The sequence below is a fragment of the Neisseria sp. HMSC075C10 genome, assembly GCF_001815615.1.
Lineage (GTDB): Bacteria > Pseudomonadota > Gammaproteobacteria > Burkholderiales > Neisseriaceae > Neisseria > Neisseria subflava_A.
In genome coordinates this window covers 39,553-56,516 of the sequence record NZ_KV821264.1, presented here as the reverse complement: position 1 = coordinate 56,516, position 16,964 = coordinate 39,553, and the positions used below count along the sequence as shown (strand labels likewise).

At 50.2% G+C, this 16,964-nt stretch carries 20 protein-coding genes; 3 read left to right on the top strand and 17 right to left on the bottom strand.

The features are described 5' to 3' along the window. Nucleotides 1-115 precede the first annotated feature (115 nt). A complete protein-coding gene (lipA, locus tag HMPREF3047_RS07065; RefSeq protein ID WP_049349829.1) occupies nucleotides 116-1,099 on the top strand; it encodes a lipoyl synthase in 984 nt (327 codons plus the stop codon). 189 nt (nucleotides 1,100-1,288) lie between these two features. Here lipA and hemB read toward each other — a convergent pair whose 3' ends face one another. From hemB to ybaK, 5 genes are all read right to left on the bottom strand, one after another. Continuing rightward, on the bottom strand, nucleotides 1,289-2,290 hold the full coding sequence (gene hemB, locus HMPREF3047_RS07060) for a porphobilinogen synthase (RefSeq protein ID WP_070585386.1): 1,002 nt from the start codon (nucleotides 2,288-2,290) through the stop codon (nucleotides 1,289-1,291). A 32-nt stretch (nucleotides 2,291-2,322) separates the two neighbouring features. Next, nucleotides 2,323-3,033 (bottom strand): DUF6973 domain-containing protein, encoded by a 711-nt coding sequence (locus HMPREF3047_RS07055; protein WP_070585388.1) that lies wholly within the window; start codon nucleotides 3,031-3,033, stop codon nucleotides 2,323-2,325. 160 nt (nucleotides 3,034-3,193) lie between these two features. Further along, nucleotides 3,194-4,066, bottom strand: coding sequence for a DMT family transporter (locus HMPREF3047_RS07050; protein ID WP_070585390.1), 873 nt, complete (start codon nucleotides 4,064-4,066; stop codon nucleotides 3,194-3,196). A 3-nt stretch (nucleotides 4,067-4,069) separates the two neighbouring features. Beyond that, a complete protein-coding gene (locus HMPREF3047_RS07045; protein WP_070712873.1) occupies nucleotides 4,070-4,702 on the bottom strand; it encodes a DnaJ domain-containing protein in 633 nt (210 codons plus the stop codon). A gap of 15 nt (nucleotides 4,703-4,717) precedes the next feature. Further along, on the bottom strand, nucleotides 4,718-5,203 hold the full coding sequence (gene ybaK / locus HMPREF3047_RS07040; protein WP_070585395.1) for a Cys-tRNA(Pro) deacylase: 486 nt from the start codon (nucleotides 5,201-5,203) through the stop codon (nucleotides 4,718-4,720). A gap of 99 nt (nucleotides 5,204-5,302) precedes the next feature. Between ybaK and HMPREF3047_RS07035 the strand changes: the two genes are divergently transcribed. Together HMPREF3047_RS07035 and ttcA are read left to right on the top strand one after the other, a co-directional pair. After that, nucleotides 5,303-5,656, top strand: a complete 354-nt coding sequence (locus HMPREF3047_RS07035) for a RidA family protein (protein ID WP_003683286.1) — start codon at nucleotides 5,303-5,305, stop codon at nucleotides 5,654-5,656. 128 nt (nucleotides 5,657-5,784) lie between these two features. Then, nucleotides 5,785-6,744 carry a tRNA 2-thiocytidine(32) synthetase TtcA gene (ttcA, locus tag HMPREF3047_RS07030; protein ID WP_070712998.1) on the top strand — a complete coding sequence of 320 codons (960 nt, stop codon included), beginning with the start codon at nucleotides 5,785-5,787 and terminating at the stop codon, nucleotides 6,742-6,744. A 90-nt stretch (nucleotides 6,745-6,834) separates the two neighbouring features. Here the strand turns inward: ttcA and HMPREF3047_RS07025 are convergent, their stop codons facing one another. The 12 genes from HMPREF3047_RS07025 to HMPREF3047_RS06975 form a co-directional block, all read right to left on the bottom strand. Next, nucleotides 6,835-7,455: a TetR/AcrR family transcriptional regulator gene (locus HMPREF3047_RS07025; RefSeq protein ID WP_070712871.1), complete on the bottom strand. Its 621-nt coding sequence runs from the start codon at nucleotides 7,453-7,455 to the stop codon at nucleotides 6,835-6,837. Between the two features lie 152 nt (nucleotides 7,456-7,607). Then, nucleotides 7,608-8,387 (bottom strand): DNA adenine methylase, encoded by a 780-nt coding sequence (locus HMPREF3047_RS07020; protein ID WP_083315954.1) that lies wholly within the window; start codon nucleotides 8,385-8,387, stop codon nucleotides 7,608-7,610. Nucleotides 8,388-8,464: 77 nt separating this feature from the next. Further along, nucleotides 8,465-8,581 carry a zinc finger domain-containing protein gene (locus HMPREF3047_RS11025; RefSeq protein WP_082815485.1) on the bottom strand — a complete coding sequence of 39 codons (117 nt, stop codon included), beginning with the start codon at nucleotides 8,579-8,581 and terminating at the stop codon, nucleotides 8,465-8,467. Nucleotides 8,582-8,766: 185 nt separating this feature from the next. Next, the gene (locus HMPREF3047_RS07015; RefSeq protein WP_070712869.1) at nucleotides 8,767-12,177 is read right to left on the bottom strand and encodes a hypothetical protein; all 3,411 of its coding nucleotides are present in this window, start codon (nucleotides 12,175-12,177) and stop codon (nucleotides 8,767-8,769) included. Continuing rightward, nucleotides 12,174-12,530, bottom strand: coding sequence for a hypothetical protein (locus HMPREF3047_RS07010; RefSeq protein WP_070712867.1), 357 nt, complete (start codon nucleotides 12,528-12,530; stop codon nucleotides 12,174-12,176). The genes HMPREF3047_RS07015 and HMPREF3047_RS07010 overlap by 4 nt, the downstream gene beginning before the upstream one ends. Before the next feature lies 1 nt (nucleotide 12,531). Further along, nucleotides 12,532-12,852, bottom strand: coding sequence for a hypothetical protein (locus HMPREF3047_RS07005; protein WP_070712864.1), 321 nt, complete (start codon nucleotides 12,850-12,852; stop codon nucleotides 12,532-12,534). Next, nucleotides 12,849-13,115, bottom strand: coding sequence for a hypothetical protein (locus tag HMPREF3047_RS07000; protein WP_070712862.1), 267 nt, complete (start codon nucleotides 13,113-13,115; stop codon nucleotides 12,849-12,851). The genes HMPREF3047_RS07005 and HMPREF3047_RS07000 overlap by 4 nt, the downstream gene beginning before the upstream one ends. Nucleotides 13,116-13,134: 19 nt before the next feature. Beyond that, nucleotides 13,135-13,875, bottom strand: coding sequence for a tail fiber assembly protein (locus HMPREF3047_RS06995; RefSeq protein WP_070712860.1), 741 nt, complete (start codon nucleotides 13,873-13,875; stop codon nucleotides 13,135-13,137). Nucleotides 13,876-13,906: 31 nt separating this feature from the next. Then, entirely contained in the window at nucleotides 13,907-14,869 is a 963-nt protein-coding gene (locus HMPREF3047_RS06990) for a phage tail protein (RefSeq protein WP_070712857.1), read from the bottom strand. Next, nucleotides 14,870-15,448 carry a phage tail protein gene (locus HMPREF3047_RS06985; protein WP_070712854.1) on the bottom strand — a complete coding sequence of 193 codons (579 nt, stop codon included), beginning with the start codon at nucleotides 15,446-15,448 and terminating at the stop codon, nucleotides 14,870-14,872. A gap of 5 nt (nucleotides 15,449-15,453) precedes the next feature. Further along, a complete protein-coding gene (locus HMPREF3047_RS06980) occupies nucleotides 15,454-16,587 on the bottom strand; it encodes a baseplate assembly protein (RefSeq protein ID WP_070712852.1) in 1,134 nt (377 codons plus the stop codon). Continuing rightward, a complete protein-coding gene (locus HMPREF3047_RS06975) occupies nucleotides 16,578-16,955 on the bottom strand; it encodes a GPW/gp25 family protein (protein WP_070712850.1) in 378 nt (125 codons plus the stop codon). The genes HMPREF3047_RS06980 and HMPREF3047_RS06975 overlap by 10 nt, the downstream gene beginning before the upstream one ends. Between the last annotated feature and the right edge of the window lie 9 nt (nucleotides 16,956-16,964).

The following is a 16,964-nucleotide window of genomic DNA, read 5'->3' as shown; positions in this document are numbered from 1 at the left end:
TATTCGCCCCCAACGCCATCTTTTAACCGCCCTCTGAACTCACAAGCCCTTAGGCCATAAAGGCCGCAATAAGCTTTTCAGACGGCCTTTATAACGACAGAAAGAACACATCACCATGAGTGAAGAAGTAAAAAACGACCCCAAACGCGGCATCAAACTAAAAGGCGCAGACAAAACTGCACGCATTCCGATTAAAGTGGTTCCATTGGAACAAAAATTGAAAAAGCCCGAATGGATCCGCGCCAAATTACCGGGAAAAAAATTCTTTGAAATCAAAAACATTCTTCGCGAACAAAAAATGCATACCGTGTGCGAAGAAGCATCTTGTCCCAATATCAGCGAATGCTTTACCAAGGGTACGGCCACATTCATGATCATGGGCGATATTTGTACCCGCCGCTGCCCATTCTGCGACGTTGGCCACGGTCGCCCGAATATGCTGGATCCTGACGAGCCTAAGCACTTGGCCGAATCCGTCAAAGCCATGAACCTGCGCTATGTCGTCATTACATCTGTCGACCGCGATGACTTACGCGATGGTGGCGCACAGCACTTCGCCGACTGCATCAAAGCCATCCGCGAAACCAGCCCGAATACCAAAATCGAAATCCTCGTTCCCGACTTCCGCGGCCGCTTGGACATCGCATTGAAAATCTTGGCAGAAACACCGCCTGACGTGATGAACCACAACTTGGAAACCCATCCGCGCCTGTATAAAAAAGCCCGTCCGGGTGCCAACTACCAGCACTCCCTCGACCTTCTGCGCCGCTACAAAGAAATGATGCCGCATATCCCGACCAAATCCGGCATCATGGTCGGCCTGGGTGAAACAGACGAGGACGTGCGCGAAATCATGCGCGATATGCGTGCCAACAATATCGAGATGATTACCATCGGCCAATATCTGCAACCTTCAGACGGCCACTTGCCCGTCTTGCGCTATGTAACGCCCGACCAATTCAAAGTTTTTGAAAAAGAAGCATACGAATTGGGCTTTACCAATGCCGCCATCGGCGCAATGGTTCGTTCCAGCTACCACGCTGACGAACAAGCAGCCGAAGCTTTGCGTGAAACCCACGGCGGTTGCAGCCATCACTAAGGTTTAAATCATATAAGGCCGCCTGAAAAATCAGGAAACTGTTTTTCAGACGGCCTTTATTTATGCAAAACTCTTTAGATTTTAAAAAAATGAACTTTAGTCGGTTTCTATTAAGCCAATCTTAAGCAATACAAAAAAGCGGCTAAACAGAATAAACACTGTTTGCCGCTTTTTAATTTATTTCTTTATTTACTTCTTCAACAATTTTGCCGCTTCAATCGCATAGTAAGTCAAAATGCCATCAGCACCGGCGCGTTTGAATGCCAATAAGCTTTCCAAAATGGTTTTTTCACCATCCAACCAGCCGTTTTGAATGGCAGCCTGAAGCATGGCATATTCGCCGGAAACTTGGTAAGCGTAAGTCGGTACGCCAAACTCGTCTTTGACTCGACGGACGACATCCAGATACGGCAGACCCGGTTTTACCATGACCATATCTGCGCCCTCTTGAATATCCAATGCTACTTCGTGCAAGGCTTCATCAGTGTTTGCAGGATCCATTTGGTAGGTTTTCTTGTCTGCCTTACCCAAATTACCGGAGCTGCCAACAGCATCGCGGAACGGGCCATAGAACGCTGAAGCATATTTTGCCGAATACGCCATAATGCGCGTATGGATATGTCCAGCATCTTCTAAGGCTTCACGGATGGCAAGAATACGTCCGTCCATCATGTCTGATGGGGCAATGACTTGTGCGCCTGCATCAGCATGACACAAAGCCTGTTTTACCAAAACTTCAATGGTTTCATCGTTGAGGACATAGCCATTTTCATCGGTTAAACCATCTTGGCCGTGAATGGTATAAGGGTCCAAGGCAACGTCGGTCATGATACCCAACTCTGGGAATTTCTCGCGCAGGGTTCTTACTACTGTCGGTACCAAGCCTTCAGGGTTATAAGCCTCTTCTGCAAGCTCGGTTTTGTTTTGCGTTACCACGGGAAACAAAGCCAGCATAGGAATGCCGAGCTTCAATGCTTCTTCAGCAGTGAACAACAATTTGTCCAAACTTTGGCGTTTGACACCGGGCATGGACGGGACTGCCTCTTCCTGATTCTGGCCTTCCAATACAAAAACCGGATAGATCAAATCATCTGCTGTCAAAGTATGCTCGCGCATCAGGCGACGTGAAAAATCGTCTTTACGCATACGGCGCATACGGGTGTTTGAGACATAACGCGGAGGGAAATTCATAATAATTGCCTTTAAATGATGAAGTCTTAAAATCAGTCTTCGACTTGACGCATGGCCTTAACCGAACGCTTGATTTCGCTGAGCGTATCGGTTTTATAACCGCTACGTTCCTGTTCGGTCATACCGTTTTGATCCAATTGGGCGATATTTTTCAATGCCTCGGCATACTGGCCGTCTGAAAGTTTTTCCTGTTTGATGTGCCAACGGTTTTTCACTTCGGAAGCCGTCCATAAGCCTACTTTGTTGTAGTAGAACAAAATGCTTGCCGCTAGCGTTTTCATATCGCTGTCAGGCTTGGCACTGCCGATACTGCGGCCGATACGGTTGTTGCGCTGATCGACCGCTTGGTCGGCAAGGTAGCGGCTGAAGTAGTCATCTTTACCTTCACGCAATTCCATATCCGTCAGACGCGCATTACCTGCTTTTTCTGCAATAATGCTGTCGAATTTGGAAGCAATCGCCGCCTGCCACAATGCTTGGCGTACGGCATTGACTTGTGTTCCCCTGCTGTCGCCGTTTGCTTTGTCATCCAAACCTGAACGCTCGGCAAAGCGTGTGGCATTGCTGGTCATATTGATTAAACCTTCGTCTTCCATGCCGATAACTTGGGCGGCTACGGGATGGTTAAGCGCGAATTGAGCCATTTTACTGCGACGGCTTTGATCTTCCTGATACGATTGACAGCCGGACAATACCAGCATGCCGAGAACGGCGCATTGAATGTGTTTTTTAATATGTTTCATGATGTAACTATCGATATTATTGTGTGAGTTCAACTTCTTTGTTTAACATAGAAACGCCCGTAAGCGCAAATTAATTTCCATACGGACAAATCGGCGCATGAATGGCTATTTTATAATAAAAATAAGGCCGTCTGAAAACTTTCAGACGGCCTGAGTATTTTTAACCCAGTAAGCTGCGAATCTGCGGCCAGTAAAACAGGCAGGCTATCGAACAAATAGCAATGCTGATACCGGCTGCATTAATGCTGCTGATTTTTTCCTTAAATATTGCCGCACCAATCAGCGTACCCAAAACAATCACACCAATATTCATACCGGCAAATACCAATGTCGGATTATCCTTCATGATTTGGTGTGCAGAAATGTAGGTAACAATATTCAAAAAGTTCAGGCAGCCTAAAATCATACCGCCCACTATGCCCTCTTTGGTCCATTTGCTTCCTTTGGCAAACAGGTAGCCAAACATCAAGATACCGGCCAAACAAAACGCCACCAGCAAATTACCGGCAAACGCGGTACCGCTTTTCGCCACTTGCTTGAACAAAATATCGATGACGCCGTAGCCGCACCAAACGCCCAAAAGCAGCATTACTTGCGTGCTGAAGCCACCGGATTTCTTGCCGCCATCGCTTTTCCAAAGCAAGAAAAACAGTGCCGTAAATGCCAATACCAAACCGATCAGACGGCCTTCGGTCAACTGCTCATGGAAAAGCGTGAATGAAGCGACAATCGGCAGAAACAGCGATAAGCGTTGCGCCGCATCCGATTTGACGATACCTGCCGCATCGACGGATTTGCCCATAATGACAAACACGCTTGGCAACAAGATGCCCAAGGCCGCAAAAAGCCACCAAGTCGGCAAAAATACCTGCGGATTGCTCAAATCAGGTTTTAACACCAGCATGGTCAAAGTGACGGCAACGATATAGTTCACTGCTACCGCCTGCTCGATATTGATTTTTTGCTTGCGCGCCACTTTCAGCAATACGGAAACCAACACGCTGCAAACGATACTTGCCAATAAATATGCCATGCTTTAAAACCATCCTTGAGTGGAAACAGGCTTATCTTCATTCAGTTTAATCAATCCGACGACTACACGATAAATGAGCCAAACACCGGTTGCCGCCAAAATCAGCCAACCGATTAAGATAAGTATGGTCAGCATCCCTAAAACCATACCAATCAAAGACACCCAAAATGTCTTAATCAGATAATCAATATGGCTGGCGTAAATGCTGCCTTGCGCTTCATCGCGTTTGATAAACGCCAAAATCACACCGACGACGGGTGTAAACCAAATAAACAAGCCCAACGCATATGTGACATAGGCAATAAAAACATAGTTTTTCACTTCGGATTTGGACGTATTGACCACGTTCGCCGCCGTATTATTGCTCCCTGTATTATAGTTTGCCGTATGATTGGCTGCCGTATCATTGAAGCTATTATCTTTGACTTCCTGACGTTCATACTGCATAGCCGCATCATAAGCCAGACGTTTTTCCGGATAAGACAATACTTCAAACGCCTGTCCGATGGCTTTAAACCGCTCCGCATCTTTCTGAATATCCGGATTGGCCACCAATTTACCGTAAGCCTCGCGGATAACGTTAATATCAGCATCCTGAGATACACCCAAGATTTCGTATAAATTTAATTGTTCCATCTGTATTCCTATCCTTTATGAATCGACTGCAACATGAACATTTTGCGGATTGAGCGTCCGCAGGTTTTCAGGCTTCATGCCCACGATAAACCCTCGCTTGCCGCCATTGATAAAAATCTCGTCCAGAGCCCAAATACTTTCTTCCACATAAACCGGCAACGCAGTTTTCATACCGAACGGCGACGTCCCGCCGACCAAATAGCCCGTCCATTTCGCCGCCTGATCCGCCGTTGCCGGCTCGATGTGTTTCAAGCCCAGTTCACGCGCCAGATTGCGGGTGGAAATATGTTTGTCGCCGTGCATTAAAACAACCAAGCCTTTTTTATGCTCATCCTGCAGAACGATTGTTTTGATGACCTGATGCTCGGGCTTGCCCGTACATTCGGCAAAACGCGCTGTACCGCCATGTTCTTCATACGCGTAAACATAAGGGACAAAATCGATTTTCTTACTGCGTAAAAAGCGTACTGCCTGCGTAACCGGATATTCTGCTTTACTCATGGGTTGTTTCCCACCATCCTTTTCAGACGGCCCCTCTTAAATGTGGAACGTAAACAACTGCAATGTTACCATACCTTCTTTTTGAAATCAGGAGACAACATGGACATCCGCTATCTTGGTGCAAGCAAACGCTATTCAGAAGCCGTCGTAGCCAACGGCTTGGTTTTCCTCTCCGGCATGGTTCCCGAAAATCCTGAAGCCGACGCCAAAGCGCAAACTGAAAACGTTTTGGCGCAAATCGATTCATGGCTCGCACAATGCCAATCCGACAAAGCCCATATTTTGGAGGCTACCATCTATCTGCCCGATATGAATGACTACGCCGCCATGAACGAAGCCTGGGACGCATGGACAGCCCCTGAACGCGCTCCGGCTCGTGCCTGCGTGGAGGCGAAACTGGCTTCGCCCGACTGGAAGGTTGAAATCAAAATTACCGCCCTTCAAATCAAATAAAGCACAAATATCAGGCCGTCTGAAAACGCCGCTTCAACCAAGCAAGCGCAGTTTTTCAGACGGCCTTTATTCTTTTGCGGTACAATACCGCCCTTAAATTTTTCTATTATTTCAAAGCACAAACAGCCATGTCCAAAAAAACCAAGCAAGAATTAGAAAACAACAAACTCAGCAAACGCCTGCGCCATGCCGTCGGCGATGCCATTAACGATTTCAACATGATCGAACCGGGCGACAAAATCATGGTCTGCCTCTCAGGCGGCAAAGACAGTTACGCCCTGTTAGATATTCTGCGCCAGCTTCAAGCCAGTGCGCCGATTGATTTTGAACTGGTCGCCGTCAATCTCGACCAAAAGCAGCCGGGCTTCCCTGAAGAAGTATTGCCGACCTATCTCGAAAGCATCGGCGTTCCCTACAAAATCGTTGAAGAAGACACTTATTCCACCGTCAAGCGCGTATTGGACGAAGGCAAAACGACTTGTTCGCTGTGCAGCCGCCTGCGCCGCGGCATCCTCTACCGCACCGCAAAAGAATTGGGCTGCACCAAAATCGCCTTGGGACACCACCGCGACGACATCCTTGCCACCATGTTCCTGAATATGTTTTACGGCGGCAAACTCAAAGCCATGCCGCCCAAACTGGTAAGCGACAACGGCGAACACATCGTCATCCGTCCTCTGGCGTATGTCAAAGAGAAGGACTTGATCAAATACGCCGAGATGAAGCAATTCCCAATTATCCCATGCAACCTCTGCGGCTCTCAGCCCAACCTGCAACGCCAAGTCATCGGCGACATGCTGCGCGATTGGGACAAACGTTTCCCCGGTCGTATCGAGTCTATGTTCTCCGCCCTGCAAAACGTCGTTCCATCGCATTTGGCCGATACCGAACTTTTCGACTTTGTCGGCTTGGAACGCGGTCAAAGCCTGAAACACGGCGGCGACTTAGCGTTTGACAGCGAAAAAATGCCGGAACGTTTCTCCGACGGCAGCGAAGAAGACGAAAGCGAAATCAAAATCGAACCGCAAAAAGCCGAACGCAAAGTCATCAATATTTTGGCAAACAAACCCAAAACCTGCGGTTTATAATTCCATTTAATTTTCAGACGGCCTTTCGGTAGCTATTTACCGAAAGGCCGTCTGAATATTCATATTTAAAATTTTTCTATTCTTTTTTATCTATTCTTTCCCTGACAAACCGTGCAGCAGCAATCCCAATACGTCTTGCGGCAACTTTTGCGGCGCGGCGGCATAAAGCGCGGTCAGTTGAGGATGGCGCATCAATATATCCGCCTGACGGATAAACAGGTCGATGAGTTCCACAGGCAAATCAGGCTGAATCAGGCGGCGTTGCTGCAGAGTATGGAAGAATCCGCGCATAAAAGCGTATTTTTCTTCGTTCAATTCGTGGAAAAACCGCTCCAGCTCCAAATCGGTATTCTCTTCGATGTCGCGCAGGAAAGCGGCGGAATAAAGTTCTTCAAACGATTGTTTTTGTAGGGAAAACACAGCCTCGGCGGCTTCGCGCAGGCTGCATTGCCGTGCAAGCAGATTTTCAAATTCGGCACGAACGCGGTTTTTCTGCTCGGTAACAATTTCCTGCAAGAGTGCGTTTTTACCGCTGTAATATTTGTAAAAAGTGACGCGGCTGACACTGGCCTCGGCGCAGATACTGCCTACGGATACGGCGGAAAAGCCATGTTCGCGGAATAGGCGGCGGGCGGTGTCGGCGATGGTTTGTTGTTTGCTGGCGGTCATGACGGTAAGAAGATTTTGATTTTGTTCATAAAGGGTTTTCATTAAAGTTATCCGCAAGTCGGATACTCATCATATTTCTGAAGCCGCCCGCGAAAAAATAAAACATTTTTTGAGAAAATTTATTCTGTTTTTTGTTTCACTATTTGTAATTCTTTTTCATTTTTTTAAAAGCGACGGTGACGTCGCTTTTTATTTTACCAATTACATATAACCAACTCACCACTTGTTTTACCAGTTTTGTCTCTACCAACTGTATAGGTAAGCGTAAGCTGGGCAATCCGGAAGTCTTTAAATAAATCCCTTATATCAGGATGATCGTTGATAGATAGCATGAATTTACCCTTACTCTCCGCCATCGCTTTGGCCAGCAGCTCATACTGAGGCCAATCGAATGCGTGGTCGTACCCTGCGGTTTGCCAGTACGGCGGGTCGGCGTAGAAGAAAGTATGCTCTCGGTCATACCGCTTGAAGCATCGATCCCACGTCTCGTTTTCGACGAACACACCTCTCAGCCGAGCTTGGGCTGCTGTCAGTCTTGCCCTAATCTGAGACGTATCCCAAGCTTTTGAAGTGGTAGCCGTACCAAAATGTTGATGTACGGTTTTGCCGCCGAAGGCGGTGTGCTGCAAGTAGAAGAACCGGGCAGCTCGTTGTATATCGGTCATGCATTCAGGCGGTGTGCTTTGCAGACGGGCAAAGACCTCTCGGCTTGTCAGCGTCCACTCGAACTGACGGACGAACTCGTCGAAATGGTGTTGTACCACCCGATAGAGATTGATGAGCTGTCCGTTGATGTCGTTGAGTACCTCTACTTTAGCAGGCGTTGGGCGCATAAAGAACAACGCCGCACCACCAGAAAACAATTCAACATAACAAGAATGCTCGGGGAACATGGGCAAAAGATGTTTTGCCAAACGACGTTTGCCACCCATCCAGGGGATAATAGGTAATGTCTGTTGCATTTTTTGCATCATATATACTCCTAAATTATGGCATTCGCGATGCTCTAAATCAGATTTAATATGATGCTCAACGGCACTCTGATGATTTTTTAGTTACTGAATGAATTGATGTTTTTACAGCGTGCACATTTGATTTGCACGCATCCGCTGCCTTTGGCAAGCAGTTTGCCACAGTATTTGCAGCGCATTTCGCGGTAGATTTGCATTTGCACTCACTCCCATATCACGGATAGAATGCCTCGGTCTCTAGAGACTAAGGCGGCCTAGAAGTCAATGCAGGGTTGCTCTGCTTGGCTGGCGTAGCGGTGTTGCTGCACCGCTACGTCGCCGTCCCACTTTGAGTTGTTGTATCTTTTCCTCTTTAATCCTTTCTTCATCGGACATCTGAACTTCACTGTCCATCTTTGCGGTAAATCCCTGTCATCAATGCCGCGCCTTTGTCGGCGGCTTTTGACACATCTCCTTGTACGATTTCAAACCCTGCACCGATTCGAACTGTACGGCCTGTATTGGCAACGTGGCTGGTACCGATACGGATTTTGTCGAAAGCGGTATTCCAAGGTACAACGGCTATATGCCATTCACCGTAGGAATAGGTATTGCCTGCTCGGTTGACTTTGCCATCCACTGTGGCATTTTCCGGCATGCGTAGGGTAAAACCGTTTTCGCCATGAGTGGCGGTTACGCCGCCAACGGCAGAACTTTCGCCCGTCATCGGCAGCAGGATAAACGCTGCCCCTGGTGTGCCTCCTTTTTCAAGTTTGAACGGCATAATAACTGTGGTCGGAGTACCGGTTGCGGCACTAACTCCGCTACTTTCGATATAGCGGTGGCCTCTACCGTTTTCGCCGGCCTGTGCCTTCATGTAACGGATGTTACCCTCTTCTCCGAATGCGCCTGTCCATCCTTCAGGCTCTCCTGCGCGGAGTGCATTGATGACGCTCGTTAGACGAGCCTCACTATTGCTGCCAATGGCTTCGGTGGCGCTGGATTTGAGGCCGTTAAATGTGAATTTAATGGATGTTTCTGTGGCGGCAGGTGCGGGCTGTTCGTTAGCAGTGGAGGTCGGTTGTTCAGGTTCTGCTTTAGGCGTTGCTGAATCAGCTTTTGGTACTGCTGTTTCTGGTGTCGGCTGTGTGACTGTTTCAGATGCTTTACCTACTGTCGATGCTTTGAGTTTAGTGATTTCGGCCTCTAAATCTGACAGCTTCGCCTGCAGCAGGGTGGCGGCATAGTCAGTAGTCTGTGTATTTTTGTGGTTACGCGCACCTGTCCATACTTCTACTGTATCGGTCAGTTGGTTGTGCATGTAATTCTCGGCAACGGTGCAGTTGTCTAATTCGCCGATAGGGTAGAAACCTGCACTTAGTAGTCCGTTTCGGTATTTAACTGTGTCAACGGTATAGGGTTGTCCTACTTCGGTTTTGCCCTGCTCGGCGTTTTTGTACGGGGTAATGTCGCAGTGATTGCCGACAATGGACGCGCCGCGCAACTTGCCAATTATCATCTGGCGCATGAAGTTGCCGTCGGGTGAATTTTGAATGTAGTTCCCGCGGATTTGTGCAGCCAACATTGTGCCGTAACGCGCTTCTGCGCCCACGCTCATGCCGTATGTCGATGTGTTGACGGTTGCGGTAGCCGTCGCACCCGTACCACCGCCTCCTTCGAGGGTTACGGTTGGCGGTGTGTCGTAGCGGCTGCCGATGCGGCGCAGTTTGATTTCAGTGACTTTTCCGTCTTTCACTACTGCTTCGCCTTCTGCACCGAAGGCTTCCGCACCGCCTCCTGTGATGATGACTTTAGGGGCGGTGGTATAGCCGCTGCCGCCATTGGTAACGGCAAATCCTGAAACGTAGCGCATGCCGTAAAAATCGCCGAACGGCAGGGCAAATGTAAACTGGTTGCGTTCAATCAGAAAGTGGTTGTGCCCGTAGTTGCATTGCAAACCGCGCGGGGCATAGACCGTATTGTCGTTAATCAGTTGACGGCAACGCAGCCACCATTTCTTCTGATTGCGGCGAGAAAGCACTCCCAATGCACCATTAATCGGATGAATGCCGATGTTGCCGCTGACAATGGTATTCCCCGTAATTTCGATATTGCTGTCTTGGTAATAGAAACTGTACGGGTCTGCAATTTTGGAGGCGCGTCCGTCCGTCGCGGCAAATACTTCTTCGATCACGGTGGAAATGCCGTAGTACATGGCACGGCCACTGTTGTTTACGATTTTGACGTTGTTGCCGGTATGAATATCCATTACCTTGCGCTTGCCAAAACCGAACACGTTGTCGTGGATGAATAGGTTGTCCATTGGCAGGTATCGGGATGTGCATTGCTGATAACCCGGATCGAGGCTGACGGTGGAATTATTCCAGCCACGCACATGTTCCAGATGTGCATCGGGGTGTCCGACTACAGAATCAGGGGCGAAGATGCCGCAAAGTTCGTAGCCTGATGCGCGGACTGCTTCCACACCGCAGGTATAGTTGTGGGTAAAGTATCCGCCCGTGATGCGGGTATTGACGGCAACCATGCCTTTTTCGTAGGCCTTGGCGACTTCGCCGGCGCCTACATCCTCTCCGGACGGAGAACCATGTAAACCTGCAATCACTGCGCCGCCAGTAAATCCCCGTACGTCGAAGTAGCGTATTTCTGTGCCTCGGCAGTCGAACAGTCGCCAACCGTAACCGCGACTCCATACCTGACCACCGCGCCAGAGGCCGAATGTGGGCGCAACCGTACCGTCATCTTGCGGGAATTGCGACAGGCCGTCTGAATTCCAGTAGCCGCCGACGCTGCGGTAGCGTTGGCTCGATTCGTCAATGTGCAGTTGGCGGATTTTTTCGCGTGTATATCCTTCAGGTTGTTGTACGCCTGATGTATCAGCCGAATTGTTCATGTAACGGGCAACATCGTGGGACAGTGTGGTGGTATTGAAACCTGCCTCCGCCGTACCTTTCAGCGCCATACCTGTGCCGATGTGAGGTTTTTCGCGCGTCCAGCCGTCGATATGCGGAATCCAGCGTTTGTCAGGGTCGGCCATGCCTGATGTGTAGCCATAGTCCTTATAGGCGCGTGTGGTAATTTTGCCGCCGTGCAGAATGGTGTTGCCCTCTGATTTGCCGCACAAGTGGAACACGTCCTGTCCCATTTCTTCCACACAAAATTCTGCCAACGAGAAGTCGTATACATTAAAAACGGAATGATGAAAGGTAATACACGGTTGTTGGCCGTTGACTGTCAGCATCATGCCGCCGACGGAAATTTGCCGTCTGTCCGCGCCGTAGTATTCCGGCTTGTAACCTGTGTTCTTCGTTACCGGGAAAAAGCCGCCGCGCGAAGAAATAAAGACGTTAGACGGCAGACGGTCGTACCATGCCTGAATCAGACGGACGATATTCAATGCGTCTTCTTTGGACGGATTGTTTTTGTACCAACCGTCGTAAACTTTTTTACGCAGTTCGGGCGTCAAGGCGTCTTCGATGTGAAACTTACCTTTTTCAATGGCAATCTTGGCTGCAGCCTCGATTTGTTCGCCCTCGAACTTGGCCTGCTCGGTAATAATCAGCGATGGTGTTTTGACATCGGCAAAGGCATTGCCTACTGCTTCTGATACCTTGGCGGGTGTAATGAGGTGGATGTCAGATGCTGTGCCATTAAGGGTCAGACGGCCTTCGGTATCGATAGTGGCGGATACGGCAGGAGATTCGGCCAGCTTTTTGGCGGCAGCCGCATCTTTTTGAGCGGCAGCGGTCGCGCGGGCGATGATTAGGGTTGCCTGGTCAAGGTTGGATTGTGTCATTCTTCGTTTCCTAACAATTTTTTGATTTCTGCGAGCGTGGCGTCTGATATATCTCCGGCGGGTTGGCTATGCGTAGGTGTAATCGGTTTGTTTAAATCCAACATACCGATTGCTGCTGCAACTGCCGTATTGACAGTCTTTTCCAGATTTTCGGCAACAGCGGATTTGACAACTTTGTCCAATTCGGAAGGTTTAACCGCCAAAAGGTTGATAAATTGCTCGTAGCTCTCGTCTTTATCGATTAATCCTTGTTCAATTGCCTCTTCATATAGGCTTTTTCTGCCGTCCAGTATGACCGGCATGGTCTCTACTTTGCCGCCGTTGACGGTAATCCCGCCTTTGATTTCTGTCATTTCACGCTCCCAAATCGTTATCCAAAGTCAAATTGCCCTCGTAAATTACGGAGCGGATGCCTTTGACTTCAACCGCTACCTCATACCGTGCCCACCGCCATGTCCAACTGCGTGTCTGCTCGGCAGTCAAGACCGTGCCGACACCGCCGTGTTTGACGGACAGCGGAACAGTGATTGTGTCTCCGGACATCAGCCGGATGATCAAAATGGCACTGTCCAAATGCTTGAGCGTCGGATGCGGTCTGCCTTTAGCGTCGAGGACGGTAAAGGTCAATGGCATGGTCGTGTTTCGACGGACAGAAAAGTCGGTGCGGATCGTCATTGCAACTCTTTCGGAAAATGGGCTTTGTCCTTTTCACGCAGATAGGACGCGTGACAATGGCTTTTTTGCCAAAAAAAGAGTCTATCCACGGTAATTCGTGCGTATGTCCAGCATTTTGAGGCCTTGCCCGAGTGGGCATTGTTATCTTTGCGGTAGAGGCGGCTGGACAGGGTCTCGTCCGGGTAGCCGCCAAATACGGCATTAATTGTTTGGTCGGCAGCAATGGCAAGATTCTTGAAGTAGGCTTTAATGTTTGATTTCATTTTCAGATGGCCTTGTAAATCAGATATTGATTTCGGTGTTGATGACGTTGAGTTCGTCTAAGTTTTGGGCGGCTTCGATTTGTTTCTCGATGGCTTGGCGTTTGCCTGCAACGGTAGCGCAGAGGGACTCATAGGCAACGGTTTTGCGCAGGGCGGCGGCTTTGAGTTTGTCTGCATCTATTCCGCGCGATTGGGCAATTTGATCTAAAACGGGCGTGGCCGCGCTTTTATCTACCGACCATGCGCGGGCTTCGGCGGCCTGGATAGGCCAGCTCTGCACTTCAAAGGCAGGGAGGTCGTCCATGCCTGATTTTTGGGCAACAATGGTTTGGGCTTGACGGTTGATGGCGCGGATTAAAGCAGCCTTGGACGCGTTTAAAAATTCGGCTTCAATTTGTGCTTTTTTGTCTTGGTTTTCCATCCATTTTTCTCCATCCCATTCGTCAAACCGTGAGGAAGGTTTTAAAAATGTCAGGTCGTCTGAAAGGCTGCCGACTTGGTCAATGATAACGGCTGTGCGATCAGTTTTTCGGTAGGCAGTCTTGCCGCGATGGTCTTCGATGACATCCCAGCCTTCGCCGTTCCAGCGGGCAGTTTTGCCTGCGCTGATTTGAGGTGGGTCGGTGTCGATGCAACCGGCGGGAATCAGATAGCTGCCGTCGCGTGCCATGATGTCCAGATCGGCTGTGGTTTGGCCGATGTAGAGATGGTCGGCGTCAAGTTGGCAAACGGGTTTTGTCCATTGGATGTTTTGGGTCATTTTTTTACCTTTCTAAACGGTTTAAGGCGGCTTATGCCTTGATGCATGCCAGCAGGGCGATATTTCTAGGACGGGTTTCAATGCCGCCAGCCGGGTCGGTTTGGCCAACAGTGTCAACCGATACGGTTGACGGATTACTACCCCTGTCGGTGTCGGACATGCGGTTGACGCCGATGCCGTGGCTGTGGCTGCGGAATTCATCAGCCTGCCATGAGCCTAGAGCACGATTTCTATCAATGGCTCTGCCGTCATCCCATGATCGGATAAATTCGCCGCGCAAGTCGGGCAAGTTGAAAGTGGTGCGTCCGTCACCACGGCCGTAACGTTCACCGATGGCGGCGAACAGGTTGGCATAGACGGTACGGGATACTGCCGCGCCGTTTGCTTTTAACCATCCAAATGGTGGGACATCTTGGGCAAAGTAGGCGACGGTACCAACGGGGACGCCTACATTCATCACGTTGTTATCGACTTTGGCGACCAGTCCGGGCGTGTCCCAGCCAATAGCAATCTGATGCGCCGCGCCGCCTAGCCCGATTGCTCCTCCGCGCTTGATTGAGTTGTCAAACGCCTTATTGAGCGCAAACGATGATGGGACGGTTGCAACCGTGTAGTCATCGGGGCTGTGGCTTACTTTTCTGGCGGTAATAATGTCTGACCCGTCGTACTGGAGCGTGCCATCATTCTTAATCTGTATGCCCTTGTTTGTCTTTTTATTGCGGATGTAGCCGCCTGCGGCATCAGCACCGATTTGCAGATAATTATTCGCGTCAAACAATGCTTTGCTGTCGGATACGGTGATGCTTTTGTAAAAATTGGGGTCGTCCATGCGGGCTTTTACTCTGCCCAGCTCGTCATAAAGCCAGCGTGTACGGTTTGCCAGCTCCCGTGTCGGGCGGTTGTCGATACCGTTAGGGCCGCCCTGTACAGGGTCGGAGGTCTCCCATTGATAAATGCCCGCCTCCCAGCGGCTCATCTCGCTTAAATTTGCCATCTATGCTGTACCTCGGTTAAACGTGCCGTCCCTTAATGCTTGTCCGTTGTGCCTCAAGGAGACGTGTTGGTAATCCAATGCCGCCAAAACACATCGGGCAGGTGCAAATGCCCGCAATGTGCGCCTCAGCAAGGCTGCCTGATCGTTGGTGATGGTATTGGTCATAATGATGCGGTAATGTGCCCAACGGTCTGTATGCCCGTGTGTATAACTACCGTTACGGTGGATTTCGCCGTTATGCTTTTTATTACTAAGCCCTTCGATAATTTCCACTTCACCGAACCCGAGACGGCGCACAATCTCGCGTATTGCCCAGGGTGTGCCTTTGTACCTGTGGAGCTGGTAGGCACCCTTGATGAGTTTGCGGCGGGTTTCGTCGCTCTCGGCAAGCCAATAGCCGTCCTCGCCCAATATGCTTCGACTCTCCGCCAACAAGCCCAAGTGTTCGGGCGCGACCAGCTCAGTCAAACGCGGCATCAGCTTGACCGCGTCAATGTCGCTCATCCTCAAGCCTAAATCGGCCAGCATCCGATAACGTTGATCGCGCTCGATAACGGAGGCATAACTCAGTGTTGCCATTGTTGCTACCCCTCTACCGTTTCGGACGATGCCCGGATATTGACGGACGTACATCTTGCCCATTGGTCTGGCTTGACAACGGTTAGGGTCGGTTTTTTAAGGACCACGTTATAAACGCCGGGGACTTTTAAAACCGTTTGGATGTCCAAAGGCACAATATCCATGCCCAATTTTTCGCGGCGCGTTACTTCGTACTCCGACCATGCTTGTTTTGCCGTCGCCAAAACCTCGGCAGCATTAACCCCGGCATACAAAACCAGTTCTGCGTCCAGCGTATAGTCGACTGCTGCCGGAGCAGTTACGGTTACCGTGTCGCAAAGCGGACGGACGCGCTCGCCGGACAAAAAACTTTGCACCTCGCTCACAAGCTCCGAAGACGGCAACCCGTTTTTGGTTAATAACGTTACCCTTACTTGCCCCCCTATCGGCAGGCCGTCCGACCCCGTTAAATTGCCCACATGTACGTCGCAAATAGCAGGGCTGACACGGCGGGCAAAATACTCATAAGCCCCGACAGGGCCTGCAACGCTAAAGCTTTCGGGGGCAAGCAGGATGCGTTGGCGGTATGCCTCATCAGACTCTTCCGCCGCGCCGCCTGTCGGCACAGTAGTGTTGACGGCTGTAACGCCGTCAATTGGATTGACAAGCGTATTAACCTGCCCAGCGGCAAAACCATTACCGGACACGCCGGTTTGGATGCAGACAGCCTCCAAATCTAAAGTACGGATTGACGGCGAGAGCGTGCCGGATGCAACCGTCCGAAACACGGTCGCTCCGGCTGCCACTTGAGTGCCTTGTGCAATCAAAACAGGCTCCGCTTTGGCGGTAGCCAACGTAAAACGGATGGTGCATCGGGCGGCGGAGGCTTCAAGCCGCGGGGTATTGACGTCATCGCCGCACAAATCCAGCATCAGCCCCGTTGCAAAACGCGGGTGCTGCTGTCGGTAGGCCTCATTGACCGCTTTGCGCACCAAAGTCTCACGATAGGCATAGGTGTTGATGAGCAGACGCTCGATGTGGGCGGGTTGCAGGGTTTTACCGCTGCGGGACTCATAACCCGTAATGGTTTGCGCCAAGATTTCGGCCAGGTCATCCGGAACCACCTTAACCTCGTCCCGATTGAGTTTGCTCAAATCCATGCCGCCTGCTCCAATCTGATGTCTGTGCTATAAATCTCGCCCGCCACCTCATCCGCGACGCGCCAGTAAACCGTCATGGTCAGATGAGGCGCAGCGCCGCCGAAAATAATGTCTTCGACTACTACCCGCGTCTCCCACGTCTGTATTGCCAACATGGTTGAGCGGACGACATTCGGGATAAACACGTCTTCGGGTGTGTCCAGCCATTTGTAATGGTCGGAGCCGAAATCAGGACGGGTAACATCCGCACCTTTGCGGGTGGACAGGATATTGCGGATACATTGGTCGATGTCGTCCGCGCCCTGAACCACGCCCGAGCCTTCGGGCGCGAGCTGCCAGTGTTTCGAGATAGGCGCGGCGTAAAACATCAAAAAATC